General features: G+C 73.4%; 13 protein-coding genes, 5 pseudogenes and 1 riboswitch. Of the genes and pseudogenes, 8 read left to right on the top strand and 10 right to left on the bottom strand.

The window, feature by feature from the left end:
* Window positions 1-119 precede the first annotated feature (119 nt).
* The gene (locus BJF79_RS13660; RefSeq protein WP_075897599.1) at window positions 120-1025 is read right to left on the bottom strand and encodes a TauD/TfdA dioxygenase family protein; all 906 of its coding nucleotides are present in this window, start codon (window positions 1023-1025) and stop codon (window positions 120-122) included.
* A 283-nt stretch (window positions 1026-1308) separates the two neighbouring features.
* Here BJF79_RS13660 and BJF79_RS13655 point away from each other — a divergent pair, with 283 nt between their 5' ends.
* From BJF79_RS13655 to BJF79_RS13645, 3 genes are read left to right on the top strand one after another with little or no spacing between them, the layout of a single operon-like run.
* On the top strand, window positions 1309-2355 hold the full coding sequence (locus BJF79_RS13655; protein ID WP_262401968.1) for an ABC transporter substrate-binding protein: 1047 nt from the start codon (window positions 1309-1311) through the stop codon (window positions 2353-2355).
* Window positions 2352-3173 (top strand): ABC transporter ATP-binding protein, encoded by an 822-nt coding sequence (locus tag BJF79_RS13650; RefSeq protein ID WP_075897595.1) that lies wholly within the window; start codon window positions 2352-2354, stop codon window positions 3171-3173. The genes BJF79_RS13655 and BJF79_RS13650 overlap by 4 nt, the downstream gene beginning before the upstream one ends.
* Entirely contained in the window at window positions 3166-4026 is an 861-nt protein-coding gene (locus tag BJF79_RS13645) for an ABC transporter permease (RefSeq protein ID WP_075897593.1), read from the top strand. The genes BJF79_RS13650 and BJF79_RS13645 overlap by 8 nt, the downstream gene beginning before the upstream one ends.
* 240 nt (window positions 4027-4266) lie before the next feature.
* Here the strand turns inward: BJF79_RS13645 and BJF79_RS13640 are convergent, their stop codons facing one another.
* The gene (locus BJF79_RS13640; RefSeq protein ID WP_316043345.1) at window positions 4267-4671 is read right to left on the bottom strand and encodes a roadblock/LC7 domain-containing protein; all 405 of its coding nucleotides are present in this window, start codon (window positions 4669-4671) and stop codon (window positions 4267-4269) included.
* A 304-nt stretch (window positions 4672-4975) separates the two neighbouring features.
* On the opposite strand from BJF79_RS13640, the gene BJF79_RS13635 reads away from it, so the two are divergent.
* From BJF79_RS13635 to BJF79_RS13620, 4 genes are all read left to right on the top strand, one after another.
* On the top strand, window positions 4976-5392 hold the full coding sequence (locus tag BJF79_RS13635) for a roadblock/LC7 domain-containing protein (RefSeq protein WP_075897591.1): 417 nt from the start codon (window positions 4976-4978) through the stop codon (window positions 5390-5392).
* Between the two features lie 6 nt (window positions 5393-5398).
* On the top strand, window positions 5399-5767 hold the full coding sequence (locus tag BJF79_RS13630) for a DUF742 domain-containing protein (RefSeq protein WP_075897589.1): 369 nt from the start codon (window positions 5399-5401) through the stop codon (window positions 5765-5767).
* The gene (locus tag BJF79_RS13625) at window positions 5748-6368 is read left to right on the top strand and encodes a GTP-binding protein (RefSeq protein ID WP_083733403.1); all 621 of its coding nucleotides are present in this window, start codon (window positions 5748-5750) and stop codon (window positions 6366-6368) included. Before BJF79_RS13630 ends, BJF79_RS13625 begins: the two co-directional genes overlap by 20 nt.
* A 286-nt stretch (window positions 6369-6654) precedes the next feature.
* Complete coding sequence (locus BJF79_RS13620) at window positions 6655-8241, top strand: GMC oxidoreductase (RefSeq protein ID WP_075897587.1); 1587 nt, start codon at window positions 6655-6657, stop codon at window positions 8239-8241.
* 324 nt (window positions 8242-8565) lie between these two features.
* On the opposite strand, the pseudogene BJF79_RS66820 reads toward BJF79_RS13620, so the two are convergent.
* The 7 genes and pseudogenes from BJF79_RS66820 to BJF79_RS13595 form a co-directional block, all read right to left on the bottom strand.
* Window positions 8566-8766 (bottom strand): annotated as a pseudogene (locus tag BJF79_RS66820) (ABC transporter ATP-binding protein); the annotation flags it as partial.
* A gap of 92 nt (window positions 8767-8858) precedes the next feature.
* Window positions 8859-8948, bottom strand: a pseudogene (locus tag BJF79_RS66815) (ATP-binding cassette domain-containing protein); the annotation flags it as partial.
* Window positions 8949-9689: 741 nt separating this feature from the next.
* Window positions 9690-10214, bottom strand: a pseudogene (locus tag BJF79_RS13610) (ABC transporter permease subunit); the annotation flags it as partial.
* 259 nt (window positions 10215-10473) lie between these two features.
* Window positions 10474-11421: an ABC transporter permease gene (locus BJF79_RS13605; RefSeq protein ID WP_075897583.1), complete on the bottom strand. Its 948-nt coding sequence runs from the start codon at window positions 11419-11421 to the stop codon at window positions 10474-10476.
* Window position 11422: 1 nt separating this feature from the next.
* The gene (locus BJF79_RS59715) at window positions 11423-11764 is read right to left on the bottom strand and encodes a hypothetical protein (protein ID WP_262401967.1); all 342 of its coding nucleotides are present in this window, start codon (window positions 11762-11764) and stop codon (window positions 11423-11425) included.
* Between the two features lie 48 nt (window positions 11765-11812).
* A pseudogene (locus BJF79_RS13600) lies at window positions 11813-12711 on the bottom strand (ABC transporter substrate-binding protein); the annotation flags it as partial.
* 291 nt (window positions 12712-13002) lie between these two features.
* A riboswitch (cobalamin riboswitch) is annotated at window positions 13003-13192 on the bottom strand.
* A gap of 1020 nt (window positions 13193-14212) precedes the next feature.
* Entirely contained in the window at window positions 14213-14680 is a 468-nt protein-coding gene (locus BJF79_RS13595) for a MarR family winged helix-turn-helix transcriptional regulator (RefSeq protein WP_075897581.1), read from the bottom strand.
* A 63-nt stretch (window positions 14681-14743) separates the two neighbouring features.
* Between BJF79_RS13595 and BJF79_RS13590 the strand changes: the two genes are divergently transcribed.
* A complete protein-coding gene (locus BJF79_RS13590; RefSeq protein WP_075897579.1) occupies window positions 14744-15121 on the top strand; it encodes a tautomerase family protein in 378 nt (125 codons plus the stop codon).
* A gap of 101 nt (window positions 15122-15222) precedes the next feature.
* Here the strand turns inward: BJF79_RS13590 and BJF79_RS13585 are convergent.
* Window positions 15223-16137 (bottom strand): annotated as a pseudogene (locus BJF79_RS13585) (mannitol dehydrogenase family protein); the annotation flags it as partial.

Below are 16137 nucleotides of genomic sequence, written 5' to 3'. Positions count from 1 at the left end.
CCCACCCGGACGCCGACGTCCGCAGCCCACGCCCGCCGAGCCCTCCCCACCGGGGTCCTTGACCTGCGCGTGTTGCCCTAACTCGGGCGCCCATAAGGGCAACACGCCGCAGATCAACATTAGGAGGGGGTGGCGGTGGGGGTGTAGTGGGCGGCGTTGTCGCCCTCGACGCGGTAGCTCTCGCGGCCGTCCGTGCCCGCCGGGACGTCGCCGGCGACGGTGACGCGGTGCAGGCGGCGCGGGAGGTCGCCGTAGTCGTCGGGGGCGTAGTGCTGGGTGATGCGGTTGTCGAACACGATGAGGTCGCCCGGCGACCAGACCCAGCGCAGCACGTTCTCCGGACGGGTCACGTACGCTTGGAGGATGTCGAGGATCGCGCGGCTCTCGGTGCCGGAGAGCCCGACGATCCGCTGCGCGAACCCGCCGATGAAGAGGTTCCGCTCGCCCGATTCGGGATGCACCCGGACGACCGGGTGGGCGGTCTTCCAGGTCTGCGACACGAACGCCTTGCGGTGCTCGGCCTGCTTCGCCGGGTCGACGCCGGCGGCCGCGGGCTTCACGTAGTCGTAGTCGTTGGTGTGGACGGCCCACAGCCCGTCGGCGAACGCGCGCAGCTCGTCCGGCAGGTCCCGGTAGGCGGCGGCGGTGTTGGCGATCAGGGTGTTGCCGCCGTAGGGCGGGACGACGAGCCCGCGCAGGGTGCTGATCTTCGGCGGGGTCTGCACGAACGTGACGTCGGTGTGCCACTGGTTCGCGCGCGACGCCTCGCCGTCGACCGGCAGGATCTCGCGCTTGCCGTCGATGCCCGGGACGGTCGGGTGGGCGCCGGTGAGCTCGCCCCACTTGGCGGCGAAGGCGAGCTGGTCGTCGTCGGTCAGGTCCTGGCCGCGGAACCCCAGGACCTTGTGTTCGAGCAGGGCCTCGTGGATCTCGCCGAAGATCCGGTCGGACAGGTCGCGGACGTCGGCGCCGACGACCTCGGCGCCGATGCGGCCGCCGATCTTGCGGATGTCGAACTGGGACACGGAGTTACCTCTTCTCCTGGGAGGCGGGGGGCGGTGGCTCCAGCGAAGCACGGCCCCCCGGATCGGTCAACCATTCCTACCGGGTAAGTAGGAAATATTTCCGTCTAAACCTATTGACTTGGTGGGAAACCGTGCCGGATAGTCGCATCCGTGACACCCCATCGCATGCTCCGCGCTTCGCTCGTCGCACGCCTGCACGTCGACCTCCGGCGGCAGGCCAGCGACCTGTGTCGCCCCGCCACCTGACGAACCATCCGGCACAGGCGTCCAGGAGAGGGCATTCTTGAGCAGCATCACGGGAACCACGCGCCGACGATTCATGTCCGCGCTCACGGTCGCGGCGATCGGCGCGCCCGTCGCGGCGACCGCGGCGGGCTGCGGCACGGCGGCGGGACGCGCGCGGCGCACCGGCACCCTGCGTTACCAGGGCTGGACCGGCACGGTCACGCTCCCCGAACTCGCCGCCGACCTCGGCTATCTCGGCGAGGTCGAACTGGAGTGGGTCGGCAATACCAACAGCGGGCCGCAGGACGTGCAGACCGCGGCGACGGGCGAGGTCGACTTCGGCGGCGCGTTCAACGGCGCGTCGGTCAAACTGCAGGAGTCGGGCGCGCCGCTGACGTCCGTCATCGGCTACTACGGCACCGACGAGAAGTACTACAACGGGTTCTGGGTCCCCGAAGACAGCCCCATTCGGAGTCCTCGGGATCTCATGGGCAAGAAGGTCGGGATGAACACCCTCGGCGGCCACGCCCAGGCCGTCCTCGACCTGTACCTGCGGGGGAAGGGCTTCACCTCAGAGGAGGTCGGGAAGGTCCGCCCGCTGGCGGTGCCGCCCGTCGCCCTGGAGCAGTCGCTCCGCCAGGGGCAGATCGACGTGGCCGCGCTCAGCGGGATCTTCCAGGAGAAGGCGAAGGACAACGGCGGCGTCCGGTCGCTGTTCCGCGACCTCGACTTCCTCGGCACGTTCACCGCCGGCTCGTACGTCTTCCGGGACGACTTCATCGAGCGCAACCCCGACACGGTGAAGGCGTTCACCGGCGGGGTGGCCAGGGCGATCGAATGGTCGCGCGGCCGCCCGCGCGAGGAGGTCATCGACCGGCTCACCCGGATCCTGGAGTCCCGCGGCCGCAACGAGAACGCCGACGCGCTCAAGTACTGGCTGTCGTGGGGCGTCGCGGGCAAGGGCGGCCTCATGAGCGACCGGGAGTTCACGACCTGGAGCGAGTGGCTCGCCGACGTCGGCCAGATCCCCGAAGTCACGGTGAAGCCCGCCGATATCTACACCAACGAGTTCAACCCGTACGCGAACGGAGGGAACCCGCGGTGACCGCGAAGATCAGCGTCTCCGGGGTCGGCAAGACCTTCCCCGTCCGGGGCGGCGGCGAGTTCACCGCCCTGCACGACACCTCGCTCGACGTCGCCGAAGGCGAGTTCCTCGCCGTGGTCGGACCGTCCGGCTGCGGCAAGTCCACGCTCCTCGACCTGATCGGCGGGCTCACGGCGCCCACCACCGGACGCGTCGTGATCGACGGCGCCGACGTGACCGGCCCCGCGCTCGACCGCGGGATCGTCTTCCAGCAGTACGCGCTGTTCCCCTGGCGGACCGCGCTGCGCAACGTCGAGTTCGGCCTGGAAGCCATAGGGCTCGGCCGCCGCGAGCGCGCCGACGTCGCCCGCCGCCACCTCGACCTCGTCGGCCTGTCCGGCTTCGAGGACCGCTACCCGCACGAACTGTCCGGCGGCATGAAGCAGCGGGTCGCGATCGCTCGCAGCCTCGCCTACGACCCGGACGTCCTGCTCATGGACGAGCCGTTCGCCGCGCTCGACGCCCAGACCCGCGAAGCCCTCCAGGACGAACTGGTGCGGATCTGGTCGAAGACCGGCAAGACCATCGTGTTCATCACGCACGGCATCGACGAGGCCGTCTACCTGGCGCAGCGCGTCGCCGTGCTCACCTCGCGCCCCGGACGGGTGAAGGAGATCGTCGACATCGACCTCGGCGCCCGCGACGCGACCGACGACCTGCGCTCCACCCCCGAGTTCGCCGCGCACCGGCACCGGGTCTGGTCGCTGCTGCGGGACGAGGTCCGCTCCGCCCGGCTCGGCGTCCCGGAACCGCGCGAGGAGGCGATCCCCCATGGCTGACACCCTGCAGATCTCCGCGCCCGCCACCGAACCCGCCGGGCCGCCGCCCGCCGCGCCCCCGCGCGCGTCCCGTCCGGCGCGCCGGGCCGGGGCCGCCGCGGGCCGGGCCGTCCGGGGGACGGCGGCCATCGTCGCGTTCCTCGCCCTCTGGGAGGTCGCGCCCCGCGCCGGGCTGGTCGACCCGATCTTCCTGCCGCCGCTGTCGGAGGTCGTCCCGGCGCTGTGGGAGCTGGCCGCGAGCGGCCGGCTGTGGGACGACACGCGGGCCAGCCTCGTCCGCTCGCTCGCCGGGTTCGCGCTGGCGATCGCCTGCGCCGTCCCGCTCGGCCTGCTGATCGGCTGGTACCGGCCGGTCGCGCAGTTCCTCAACCCGCTGCTGGAGGTCTTCCGCAACACCGCCGCGATCGCGCTGCTGCCCGTCTTCGTGCTGATCCTCGGCATCGGCGAGACGTCCAAGATCGCGATCGTCCTGTACGCGTGCACCTGGCCGATCCTGCTCAACACGATCGGCGCGGTCCGCACCGTCGACCCGACGCTGGTCAAGTCGGCGCGATCGCTCGGGCTGCCCGCGTTCCGCGTCTTCCAGAAGGTGATCCTGCCCGCCGCCGTCCCGTCGATCTTCACCGGGATCCGGCTGGCCGGGGCGACCTCGGTGCTGGTGATGATCGTCGCGGAGATGGTCGGCGCGAAGGAGGGGCTCGGCTTCCTGGTCGGCTCGTCCCAGCAGAACTTCGCGATCAACGAGATGTACGCGGGGATCATCGCGATCTCCGCACTCGGGCTGGCGTTCAACTACCTGCTCGTCCTGCTCGAACGCCGCTTCACCCGCTGGCGCACCGACGTGCCGTCCTGACGGACGCGCGGCGGGGCCCGCCGTGCCCCGCGCCCGTCCCGTCCGGGACGCGCGCGGGGTGCGGCGGTGCACTGACCTGCGGCAACGATTCCGATGCGCTTCTCATCGCAATCTGCTGCCCGGCATTCGGGATAAATCCCGTCAATCCAGCACAATTCAGGTGAAGGTCGACCGGGTTATTTGGACCGTTCCCCGGCAGGCGGGTCCGACGCGATTCGGAGAGGCGCGGACGGCGCCGGGTCACTTCTCCCGGGGACGGGTGACCAGGTGCTCACCGACCCGCCTGACCAGGGTCGCCATCTCGTAACTGATCTGCGCCGGATCGACGGTCGCGTCGCTCATCACGGTCAGCGACGCGCCCTCGCCCGCGGCGGTGACGAACAGGAACCCGCCGCTCATCTCGATGATCGTCTGGCGCGTCTCGCTCGCGCCGAACTGCGTCCGCGCGCCCTGCGCGAGGCTCTGCAGGCCCGCTGCCAGCGCGGACAGGTAGTCGGCGTCCGCGCGGTCGAGGCCCGCGGACGCCCCCAGCACGAGCCCGTCCGCGGACTGCAGCACCGCCCTGGTGACCTGCGGCACGCGATCGACGAGCCCGTCGATCAGCCAGTCCAGCCGGTCGGACGATTCGCCGAGCAGAGATGTCACGTGGGTTCTCCTCTTCGGAGCGGCGGGGGCTGTCCCCTCGGATGATTCCACCAAAGTGTTCCGTATCGACCTGACTTCGCGACAACTGATCAAAATGGTGGCTATGGTGTCTGAGTTCCCCGCCACGCATGTCCCGAAGGCAAGAGAGACGCCCCGATGACCGTCGAGATCCGCAACGTCCATGTCGTTCCCGGCGGCACCGCCCCGTGAAAGGCACGCGCCGACGTCCGAACCGGTTCTCGCGCCATGGCTCGCCGGACCGTCCCGCGGTGTCGGCGGAACCGACCGAGGAAGAGGGGGAGCGATGACCGCGGCACCGATCACGGCAGGGGAGGTGCAGCGGCTCCTCGACGGCCTGGTGCGCCGGGCGGCGCCGCTGGGCGGCGCGGTCCTGCTGTCCAACGACGGGCTGGTCGTGGCGTCCTCCGCCGGGCTCGGCCGGGAGGAGTCCGAGCACCTCGCGGCGCTCGTGGCGGGCGTGCAGGGGCTCGCCCGCGGCGCGTGCCGCCGGTTCGCGTCCGGCGAGCTGCTGCAGAGCGTCATCGAACTGGACACGGCGCTGCTGTTCATGATCCCGGTGGGCGACGAGGCGTCGCTGGTCGCGGTGGGGCCGCCGGACGTCGACGCGGGCGCGGTCGTGTTCGAGCTGACCGGGCTCGCCGAGCGGTTCGCCGAGCGTCCGCCGGTCCTTCCCCGGCTGTCGGTGCAGGGCCCGAGGTGAGTCCGGGTGGGCGATGACCGGTGGCTCGACGGGGACGCGGGACCCGTCGTCCGTCCCTACACCCTCACGCGGGGCCGCACCCGGCTCCGCGACGACGTCCTCGACCTGATCTCCGTGGTAGAGGCGACCGGGCTGCCGGTGCCGCCGCGGCTGCGCCTGGACCCCGAACACCGGCGGCTGCTGGCGATCAGCCGCGGCTCGATCACCTTCGCCGACCTGACGTCGGAGATCGACCTGCCCGTCGGCGTCGTGCGCGTCCTGGTCGACGACCTGCGCGCCGAGAACCTGCTCCGGGTGCTGAAGCCGACCCCGGCCGGCGACGTCCCGGACGAGCTCGTACTAAGGAAGCTGCTGAATGGTCTCCGCGCACTCTGACACCGTGCAACCCGACCCCGCGCTCACCGGTTCCGCCGCGGGCGGCCGGCCGATCGCCGCGAAGATCCTCGTGGCGGGCGGGTTCGGGGTCGGCAAGACCACGATGGTCGGCTCGATCAGCGAGATCCGCCCGCTGCGCACCGAGGAACTGCTCACCGACCGGGGCGCGGGCGTCGACGACACCACCGGCGTGGACGGCAAGACCAGCACCACCGTCGCCATGGACTTCGGCCGGATCACGCTGCAGGACAACATGGTGCTGTACCTGTTCGGGACGCCGGGGCAGCAGCGGTTCTGGTTCATGTGGGACGAGCTGGCGCTTGGGGCCATCGGCGCGGTGGTGCTCGCCGACGTGCGCCGCCTCGCCGACTGCTTCGCCGCCATCGACTACTTCGAGGACCGCGGCACCCCGTTCATGGTCGCGGTGAACTGCTTCGAGGGCGCCGAACGCAAGGACCCCCGGGACGTGCGGATCGCCCTCGACCTCGAAGACCACGTGCCGTTGCTGCTGTGCGACGTGCGCAGTCGCGAATCCGCCCGGGACGTCCTGGTCACGATGATCGAGCACGTCCTGGCGAAGAAGGCCGCGACGGAGTCCTGACCGCACGGCCCCCGCACCGCCGACGACGCGGACGTCTCCGAGACGTCCGCGTCCGCGTGCGCGTACCCGTCCAGGCACATGGCACAGCCATTCTCTCTATAGAGAAGTGAGCTTCTCCGCAGCAGAAAATCATCCGCTCGTGTACATCGGGTGCCGGGATCGCGGCCCTAGCATGCCGATCATGCCGATTCCGGACGGCGGCGACCCCCCATGGGGCGGCGACTCCATGGCGGCCTCCGCCCGTCCACGGACCGGTCCTTCTCCCACCCCCGAATGGAGCGCCCCCGTGTCCGCAATCAGCCGTCGTTCCCTCCTCGCCGGTGCCGCCGGTGCCGCCGCCACCGCGGGGCTGGCCGCCGCGGGACTGCCGCGCGCCCACGCCGCCGCACCGTCCCGGGTACCGGTCACGCGTGAGGAACACCGTGTCGTCATCATCGGATCCGGCTTCGGGGGCGGGGTGACGGCGCTCCGGTTCGCGCAGGCGGGAGTGCGGTGCCTGGTCCTGGAGCGGGGCATCTGGTGGCCCACCGGACCGAACGCCGAGACGTTCCCGCACCCCACGTCCCCGGACAAGCGGATCTTCTGGCTGGGCTCCCCGTCGGTGCTGGGCTTCACGCCGGAGCTGTTCGACCCCTACACCGGGCTGCTGGAGCAGGTGCCGGGCAACGGGATGGACATGGTCGTGGCCGCGGGCGTCGGCGGCGGGTCGCTGGTCTACCAGGGGATGACGCTGCAGCCGTCCGAGAGCGTCTTCAACGCCAACCTGCCCGAGCAGCTCGACTACGCGCGGATGGACCGCGACCACTACCGGCGCGTCGCGCGGATGCTGCGCCTGGAGACCGCGCCCGACGAGCTGATCGCCGGCAAGACCTACAAGCCGGCGCGGATCTTCGCCGAGTACGCCGGACGCGCCGGGGAGCCGGTGGCGAAGATCCCGATGCCGATCGACTGGGACTTCGCGCTGCGCGAGCTCGACGGCGAGATGAAGCCGTCCTACACCAACGGGGACTGCTCCCTGGGGGTGAACAACGGCGGCAAGCACTCGGTCGACGTCACCTACATCGCCGACGCGCAGGCGACCGGCCTGGTGACCGTCGCGACGCAGCACAACGTGACGGACGTGGCGATGGCCCCGGACGGACGCTGGCAGATCTTCGTCGACCGCATCGCGACCGACGGGACCGTCCTCGAAAAGAAGATCATCACCGCGAAGGCGCTGGTCATGGCGGCCGGTACCGCAGGCACCACCAAGCTGCTGATGCGCGCGGCGGCCAAGGACCAGATCCCGGACATGCCGGACGGCCTGGGCTCGGGCTGGGGTTCCAACGGCGACCGCATCTACACGTGGACGAACTGGGAGGACGACTTCGGCGCCCCGCAGGGCGGCCCGGTCGTCTACGGCAGCATGGACTGGGAGGATCCGGCGTCGGCGAACACGATCATCCAAGCGTCCATCCCGCCCGTGGGGAACCTGCGCTCCACCATGATCGTCGGCTACGGGGTGAGCCGGGGCCGCGGCCGGTTCGTCTACGACTCGGCGAAGGACGACGCCGTCCTGCAGTGGCCGAAGGACGCCGACGACGCGCTCTACCGGCGCATCCACGAGCGCGTCACCAAGATCACCGGTTCTTCGTCGTTCCTCATCGACACCACCGCCGCCTACCCGTCCACCTGGCATCCGCTCGGCGGCGCCGCGATGGGCACGGTCTGCGACCTCGCCGGGCGGGTCCGGGGGCACCGCGGCCTCTACGTGCTGGACGGCGCGCTGCTGCCGGGCACGGCGGCGGCGTGCAACCCCTCGATGACGATCGCCGCGGTCGCCGAGCGCGCGACCGACGACCTGATCGCCAACGACGTCGGCACGGTGTTCTGACCGGACCAAAGGTGCCGCGCCCTCAGCCGGTCCGTCGCCGGGCGGCGCGGACGAAATCGGCGGGCGCGCCCGGGGACGGCGCGCGAGGAAGTCGCGGAGGCCGGTGTGCTGGACGCACCGGCCCCCGTCCAGGACGGCGACCGACCCGGCGGCCCGCCGCACCGCCGCGAGGTCGTGCGTGATGAGCAGCAGCGCGGTGCCCGCCGGGGCGAGCAGGCCCGGCAGCTCGTCGAGCACCCGGTCGCGGGTCGCCTCGTCGAGCGCCGAGGTCGCCTCGTCGCAGACCAGCAGGGCGGGACGGGCCATCAGCGCCCGGGCCAGCGCGCAGCGCTGCAACTGCCCGCCCGACAGCCCCGCGGGACGCCTGCCGAGCTGGGCGCCGTCCAGCCCGAGCCGCGCGCCGATGTCGCGCGCCTCGCCCCGCGCGGCGTCCGGCGACAGCCCGCGCAGCAGCCGCCCGGTGTCGGCGATCTGCGCCAGCATCGGACGGTGCGCCTCGAAGGAGTCGGCGGCGCTCTGGTGCACGTACTGGACGGCCCGGCGCTGCGCCGCGACCGGCGTTCCACCCTGCGGGGCAGCGCCCCGCCGCGGTACTGGACGGTGCCCGCGGTGGGCGCCGTGAGCCCCGCCAGCACCCGTCCGAAGGTCGTCTTCCCGGCACCCGACGGCCCGACCAGCGCGGTCGCGCTACCGGCCGCAAACCCCATCGACACCGGCCCGACCAGCGGCGACCCCCCACCCCGCCAACGGACCGCGACCCCCGAAGCGGCGACCCTCGAAGTGTCCGCTTCCGAGGTGGCCGCTCCGGACGAGTCCGCTTCTGAGGTGGCGACCGCCGAAGCGGCGACCGCCGAAGCGGCGACCTCCGAGGTGGCGACCTCCGAAGCGGCGGCCTTCGGTCCGGCGATACCCGACGCCGCCCGGTTCTTCGGGCCGTGGGCGGCGGCGTCCGGGGGGTTCAGGACGTGCGGCGGGGGGCCTTGCGCCACTACTCGTCCGTGCTCCAGGACGGTCACGTGCGCGGCGATCCGGCGGACGAGCGGCAGGTCGTGCGTGAGCACGAGGAGTGCGGCGCCGCCGCGCGGCGGTCGGCCCGCGCGCGGTGCCGGAGCGCGGCGAGTTCGGCGAGGGTGCCGCCGATGCGGCGGACCGGGTCCAGGACCGTCTCCGGATGCTGCGGCAGGTGCGCCGTGACGCCGGTCCGCAGCGCGCGGCGGTCTCGTTCCGGCAGGGCCAGCAGGTCGGTGCGTCCAGCAGCGCCTCGGCGGCCGGCCGGACGCCCGGACGGGCGGCCGCCGAGCGCGGCGAGGCCACGAGCGTGGTCTTGCCGCTGCCGCCCGGGCCGACGACCGCGGCGACCGTCCCCGCCGGGACGGCCAGCGACACCCCCGCCAGCAGCACGGCGCCGTCGGCGCGCGCGGACAGGTCGCGGACCTCCAGCGGCGGGGTCACCGGACGGCCCGGCCGCGCGCCAGCGCGCCGTCGACCAGCAGGTTCGCGCCGACGCACAGCGACATCAGCAGCCCGGCGGGCACCAGCACCGCCGCGGGCTGCAGGAACAGCGCGTCCGCGTTGCGCTCGATCAGCACGGCCCAGTCGGACGAGTCGGACGGCAGGCCCAGCCCGAGGAAGTTCGCCGACGCCAGCAGGTACAGCACCACCGAGAAGCGCGCGCCCGCGTCGGTGGCGACGGGGGCGGCGAGTTCGCGGGCGAGGTGGCGCAGGTGGACGTAGCACCAGCCGTGTCCCTGCATGCGCAGCGCCTCCACGGCCGTCCGGGACGCCGGGGCGAGCGCGGCGCCGCGCACCAGCCGGGCGATCGCGGGCACCTGCAGCGTCCCGGCGGCGGCCAGCAGCCAGAACCGGCCGCGATGGTCGGTCGCGGCGAGCGCCATCAGCACCAGCAGGCCGGGCAGGGCCAGCAGCAGGTCGAGCGTGCGCATCACCGTCTCGTCGACGAGCCGCCGCGCGCCCGCCGCGCGAGCAGCCCGAGCGCCGGGCGGCGTAGCCGAGCAGCAGCGCCCCGGCCGTGGTGCCGAGGACGGACGGGCCGCCGTGCAGCACCAGCGCGAGGACGTCGCGGCCGAGCAGGTCGGTGCCCAGCGGGTGCCCGTCGCCGGGCGGACGCGACGGCAGTGCGGCCGTGCCGGACGGCTGCTCCGCGGAACCCGCGACCAGCGGCCCGGCGACCGCGAGGAGCAGCGGCACCCCGAGCAGGATCGCCGCGAGCCTTCACGCCGTCACCTCGCGGCGGGGCGCGAGCCGGTGGGACGCCAGGTCCCCGGCGAGGTGCACCGCGACGGCCGTCCCGGCGAACAGCAGCGCGTACGCCTGCACGAGGGGGACGTCGCGGTTCTGCACGGCCTCGACGAAACCGGTGCCGAGGCCCCGCAGGCCGAACAGCGCCTCGACGAGCACCGCGCCGCCGAGCAGGCCCTCCACGCAGCGGGCGAACTGCTGCGCCGCCGGGCCGAACGCGTTCGGGACGACGTGCCGCAGGACCACGGTCCGTTCGCGCATGCCCAGCAGCCGCAGGTGCTCGGCGACCGGGCCGTCCCGCCGCGCGGCGACCCCGGCGCGAATCTGCCGGGCCAGGTCGCACAGTTGCCGGGCGGCGAGCACGGTCACCGGCATCACCAGCACCTCGGGCCGCGCGAGCAGCGCGGCGCCGTCCAGCCCGACGGCCGTGGCGGGCAGCAGACCGGCGGCCAGCGACAGCGACGCGATCATCAGCAGCCCGAGGACGAACTCGGGCACCGCGTGCAGCAGCACTGCGGCGGCGTTCAGCGTCCGGTCGAGCCGGCTGCCCTCGCGCAGTCCCGTGACGATGCCGACCACCGGGGCCAGCACGACGACCAGGACGAACGCGGGCAGCGCGAGCGCCAGCGTGGCGGCGAACCGGCGCCCGATCTCGTCGGCCACCGGGACGTCCGTCAGCAGCGACCGGCCGAGGTCGCCGGTGAGCAGGCCGCCGAGCCACGACCCGAACCGGTCCCATGCGGGACGGTCCAGGCCGAGCCGTTCGCGGAGCGCGGCGACCTGCTCGGGGGTGCCCTGTTCGGCGAGCAGGACGTCGGCGGTGTCGCCGGGCAGCAGCGTCCCGAGCGCGAAGACCGCGACCAGGACGACCAGGCACTGCGCGACCGCGAGCAGGCACCGCCGGGCGGTGTAGCGGCGCACCTCAGGCCGGGGTGACCCGGTCGAACCTGGCCCAGTCGTGCGAATTGGGCGGCGCCGCGCGCAGCCCCCGCACCGACGTGGAGATCGCGTCGTTGGCGTCGGAGAACCCCCACACGATCAGGCCCGACTCGTCCCGCGCGATCCGCTGCGCCCGCGCCAGCAGGTCCGCGCGGGCGGCGTCGTCGCGGGTGGTGCGGGCCTCGTCCAGCAGCCGGTCGAACTCCCCGGACGCGAACCCGGTCAGGTTCCGGGCGGCGCCGCCGCGCAGCCGCTGCTCCAGGAAGTTCGGCACCGGCAGCGTCGAGGTGGTGTTGAACGCCGCGACGCTCCGGCGCTCCTTCATCTCGCTGAAGTACGTCGTCGCGGCGAGCGTGTGCGGGACGACCGTCAGCCCGGCTTCGCCGAGCTGCCGGGCGATCAGCGTCGCCGCCGGTTCCCACGCCGCGTCCAGCGTGCTGGTCTGCAGCGGGATCTCCAGCCCCTCCGCGCCCGCCTCCCGGACGAGCGCACGCGCACGTCCGATGTCGCGTTCGCGCGGCGCGAGGCCCGCCGGGTACCCGTCCAGGCCCTTGCCGAACAGGTCGTTGCCGACCTCGCCGTGCCCGGCCAGCGCGATCCGGACGAGCGCCTCCCGGTCGATGCCGAGCCGGAACGCCTCGACCAGGCGCGGGTCGCGAACGGGGCGCGGCCGCGGCTCAGCAGGATCTGCTGCGCCGTCGCGCGCGGGGCGGTCAGCAGCCGCGCCGACCGTTCGCCCTTCAGCCGGTTCACCGACGCGCCCGCGAGGTCGGCCGCGTAGTGCACCTGCCCCGACAGCAGGGCGTTGACCCGCGCGGCCTCCTCGTTCGCGGGGACGATCTCCAGCTCGGCGATCTTCGGCGGGCCGTCCCAGTGCCCGTCCCAGCGGGTGAACAGGGCGGGGCCGCCGGGCGTGAACGAACCGAAGCGGAACGGCCCGGACCCGACGGGGTCGCGGAAACTCGTCGTCCCCGCCGGGAGGATCTCGGTACCCACCCCCGCGAGGACCCGCGGGAACCCGAAGTCGGGCCGCTTCAGCACCAGCGTCAGCTCCCGGCCCGCGCCCCGGCTCGCGGCGAAGTCGACCGCCGTCATCAGCTGCTGCGACGGCGACCCGGTCGCCGGGTCCGCGACCCGCCGGTAGGTGTACAGCACGTCCGCGGCGGTGACGGGCGCGCCGTCGTGGAACTTCGCGGACCGCAGCCGCACGCGCCAGCGGGTGCCGGACCGGTCGCTCTCCCACGACTCGGCCAGCCGCGCCCGCACCGACATGTCGTCGCCGAACGCGGCGAGCGTGTCGTACATCGCCTTCGCGCGGACCTGGTCGACGAAGTTCGGTGCGACGTGCGGGTCCATCGTCTCCTGCGAGCCGCCCGCGGCGAACGCCGCGCGGAACCGCCGGTCGCCGCCGCCGGAGCCGGAGCCGCACCCCCCGAGCAGCCCGGCGGCCGCGATCGCGCCCACTCCCGCAAGCAGGCCGCGCCTGCCGATGCCTCGCGCCGGTACGTCCCGTACGGGGACACGCCTGTCCATCGGACCCTTCCCGGGGGTGTCCTCGCCCCCTGGTAGGCGGACGCGACGGGCCAGTCTCCTGACTCCCGGATCGACGCTCGCCCCGGCCTTCCCGCCCGCTCTCGCGGGCCGTGGCCGCATTGTGGGGTCCGCTCACCGGTCACAGTGGCGGGACCGTGCCGGATTCGCACCGGCTTCCTGGTCCCCGTCGCCTTTGTACGCCCATTGTGGCGCACTCCCGCCGCTAAGGCGTGTTTAAAAAGCCTGCTTTGGTGGCATGGATCTGCGGGTTGTCGATTGCATGTTCGATGATGGTGACGTAACGTGTTTACCATGCTGCAGCCTGCGACCGGTCGTGAGGGGTGGCGCCGTCGGTGCCGCACCGCCCTCCGCACCGCCCTCCGCACCGCCCTCCGCGCTGCCCGGCGCGGACACTGCGGCCGATCCTGCGGCGGGTGGGCATCGGTTTCGGGGGAAGAACAAGGGTCCGGCGTGGCGGCGCCCGGATGATGGTGCGGTGACGGTGGTGCGGTTGCGGCTGGTCCCGGATCCGGCCGCCCGGCACCGCCTGGAGCAGTTGTTCTCGGCGGCGTGGAGTCTGAAGCGGGCGTTGCGGCGTGATGCGCGCTCGCGTGCGGTGGCGTACCGGGCGGGTCACCGGCGCCGCCGCACCCCGGCCGCAGCCAAAGGATGGCGGGCGCGGCTGGGGTTGTCCCGGGACGCTCTGGAGCGGGCGGCGTACCGGCATCTGGACGCCTCCGGTCACTTGAAGCATCACCTGTCCAAAGCGGTGGCGATGCATCTGGCCGATGAGGTGTGGACGGGTGTGGAGCGGCATTTGTTCCCCGACGTGTCCGGCATGCGCCACGGCCTGCCGAAAGCGGGTTCGTGGTGGGATTTCACGCGGATCCCGGGGCGGGCACGTTCTCACATGGTGGCGCGTAAACGGAACGCTGGCCGGTCACCTGCACGCGTATGCGGCTCCGTGCCTGCCCGACGGGATCACGCCGGAGCGGGCGGCGGCGCTGCCGCCGGGTACCTCGGTTCTGGCCCAGCCCCGCTCCCCGCAGGCTCCGGAGCCGCCCAGGTGCCGGGCCCGGGGACGGGCGGCCTCTGCTCGGCGGACCCGGATCGGTACGACGCCGACCCCGGATGAACCGTCCCCGCCCACCACGGGCCGGGCGGCGGTCACACCGGACAGACACCGACCACGAACCCGGTTGTTCAACAAACCCCCACCACGGGAATTGTTAAACAAGCCTTAGCGGTCGCCCTTCTGTTCCAGGGCGTCTTCGTAGGCGCGCAGGGCGTCGACGACGGTGGCGCGTTCGGCGGGGGTCAGGTCGCGCATGACGCGTTCCCAGGCCGAGGCGCTGCCGGAGAGCCATTCGCCGATCGGCGCGGTGTAGGCGGGGGCGATGGCGACGATGCGGCGGCGGCGGTCGGCGGGATCGGCCGTCCGTTGCAGGACGCCCGGCCGGGACAGTTCGGCGACCATGAGGCTGACGGTCGTCGGGGCCACCTCCAGCCGGGCGGCGAGTTCGTTGACGCTCGCGGGGCCGTCGTATTCGAGGTGGGCCAGCAGCGCGAGGTGGCGCGGGGCGAGGTCCAGCCCGCGCAGCGCCTCGGGGACGGGCAGGCGCTTGGCGCGGCCGACGAGCCGGGGCATGAGCAGCAGCAGTGTGCGGACGGCCGCGTCGACGGCCGGACCGTCCGATTCCGTGGACATCGGCGACCTTTCCAAGTACCTTTGAGTTCAAAGCCTTTGTAGTCAAAGAGAACGGGGTCGACTGTGCCGCATCTGACCGTCCATCTTCCAGAGAACAGGCTGACCGGTTCGGAACCGGAGCTCGTCGCCGCGCTGACCGAGGCGATCGCCGGAGTCTACGGCGAGTGGGCCCGCGAGCTGGTGAGCATCCGGCTGGCCGGGGTCCCCGCGGGACGGTTCGCGCAGGGCGGCGCGGCCGTGGACGCGAAGGCCTCGGTGGTGCTGGGCGTCCGCGCCGGGCTCTTCGACCGGCCGGACGCCGGGGAGCTCACCGCGAAGCTCGGCGCCGCGCTCACCGACGCGATCGCCGGTGTCCTCGGCGAGGAACTGCGGCCCGGCACCATGGTCGAACTCGTCGCGTCCCCGCCGGAGCGGACGTTCGTCGGGGGAGCCGTCGCCTGACGCGACCGGCGCCACCCGCGACAATGGGGACATGTCGTCGTTCGGGATCACCTCGCCTTCCGGTGCGGGCGAGGGCCTCGGAAGCCGGCGGCGGCGCGCCGTCAGGTTCGCGATAGCGCGTCGGCCTGCCGGACGAGCGCGTCCACCAGGTCGGGATCGCGGGGCAGCCCGAGCCGGTCGAGGACGCCGCACGCGGCGTCCCGCACGGAACCGGTTCGACCTTCGCGCTCGTAGAGCAGCCAGGCCGCGATGGGGCGGAGTGCGGCGGCGGGCGTCCGCCCGTTCCGCCGCGCGGCGCGCAGCACGGGCACGACGCGGGTGAGGAGCTTCTCGGCGCCGTTCTCGGCGATCTTGGCGAGGGCGTGCGCGATCCGCGGGTTGGCGAACCGCTCCAGCAGCGCCGCCCGGTAGGCGGCCGGTCCGGAATCGGGTGCGAGCACGGCGGACGCCTCGTCCCACCACTCGTCGAGCCACGCCCGGCAGAGCGGGTCGGCGACGGCCTCGGCGACGGTGGCGTGGCCGCGCGGCGGGCCCGCGTAGGCCAGCAGCGAGTGCCCGCCGTTGAGCAGCCACAGCTTGCGGCGCTCGTAGGGGGTGATGTCGGGGACGAAACGGGCTCCCGCGTCCTCCCAGCGCGGGCGTCCCGCCGGAAAGTCGCCGCACAGGATCCACTCGGCGAACGGTTCCGCGACCACGGGGGCGGCGTCGGCGCGGCCGGTGGCGGCGGCCACCGCCGCCGCGGTGTCCTCGCCCGGCCAGGGCGTGATGCGGTCGGCGACGGTGTCGACGTACGAGGCGTGCGCCGCGGCCCGCGTCCACGGCGGGCCGATCGCGTCGGCCAGTTCGCGGACGCCCGCGCGGCCGTCCGGCCGTTCCCCGGCAAGTTGTCGCACGGGACGATGGCCACCGGCCCGCCCCCCGCCCGCCGCCGCGCGGACAGCCCGGCCAGCAGCCGGGCCGCCGCCGTGCCGACGGGCGCGTCCGGGGCGCGGCGCGCAGCGCCGCGATGTCGGCGC

Origin of the sequence: Actinomadura sp. CNU-125 (assembly GCF_001942465.1) — a bacterium.
Taxonomy (GTDB): domain Bacteria; phylum Actinomycetota; class Actinomycetes; order Streptosporangiales; family Streptosporangiaceae; genus Spirillospora.
The sequence above is the reverse complement of the archived record's forward strand: the minus strand, read 5'-3'. Positions and strand labels throughout refer to the sequence as shown.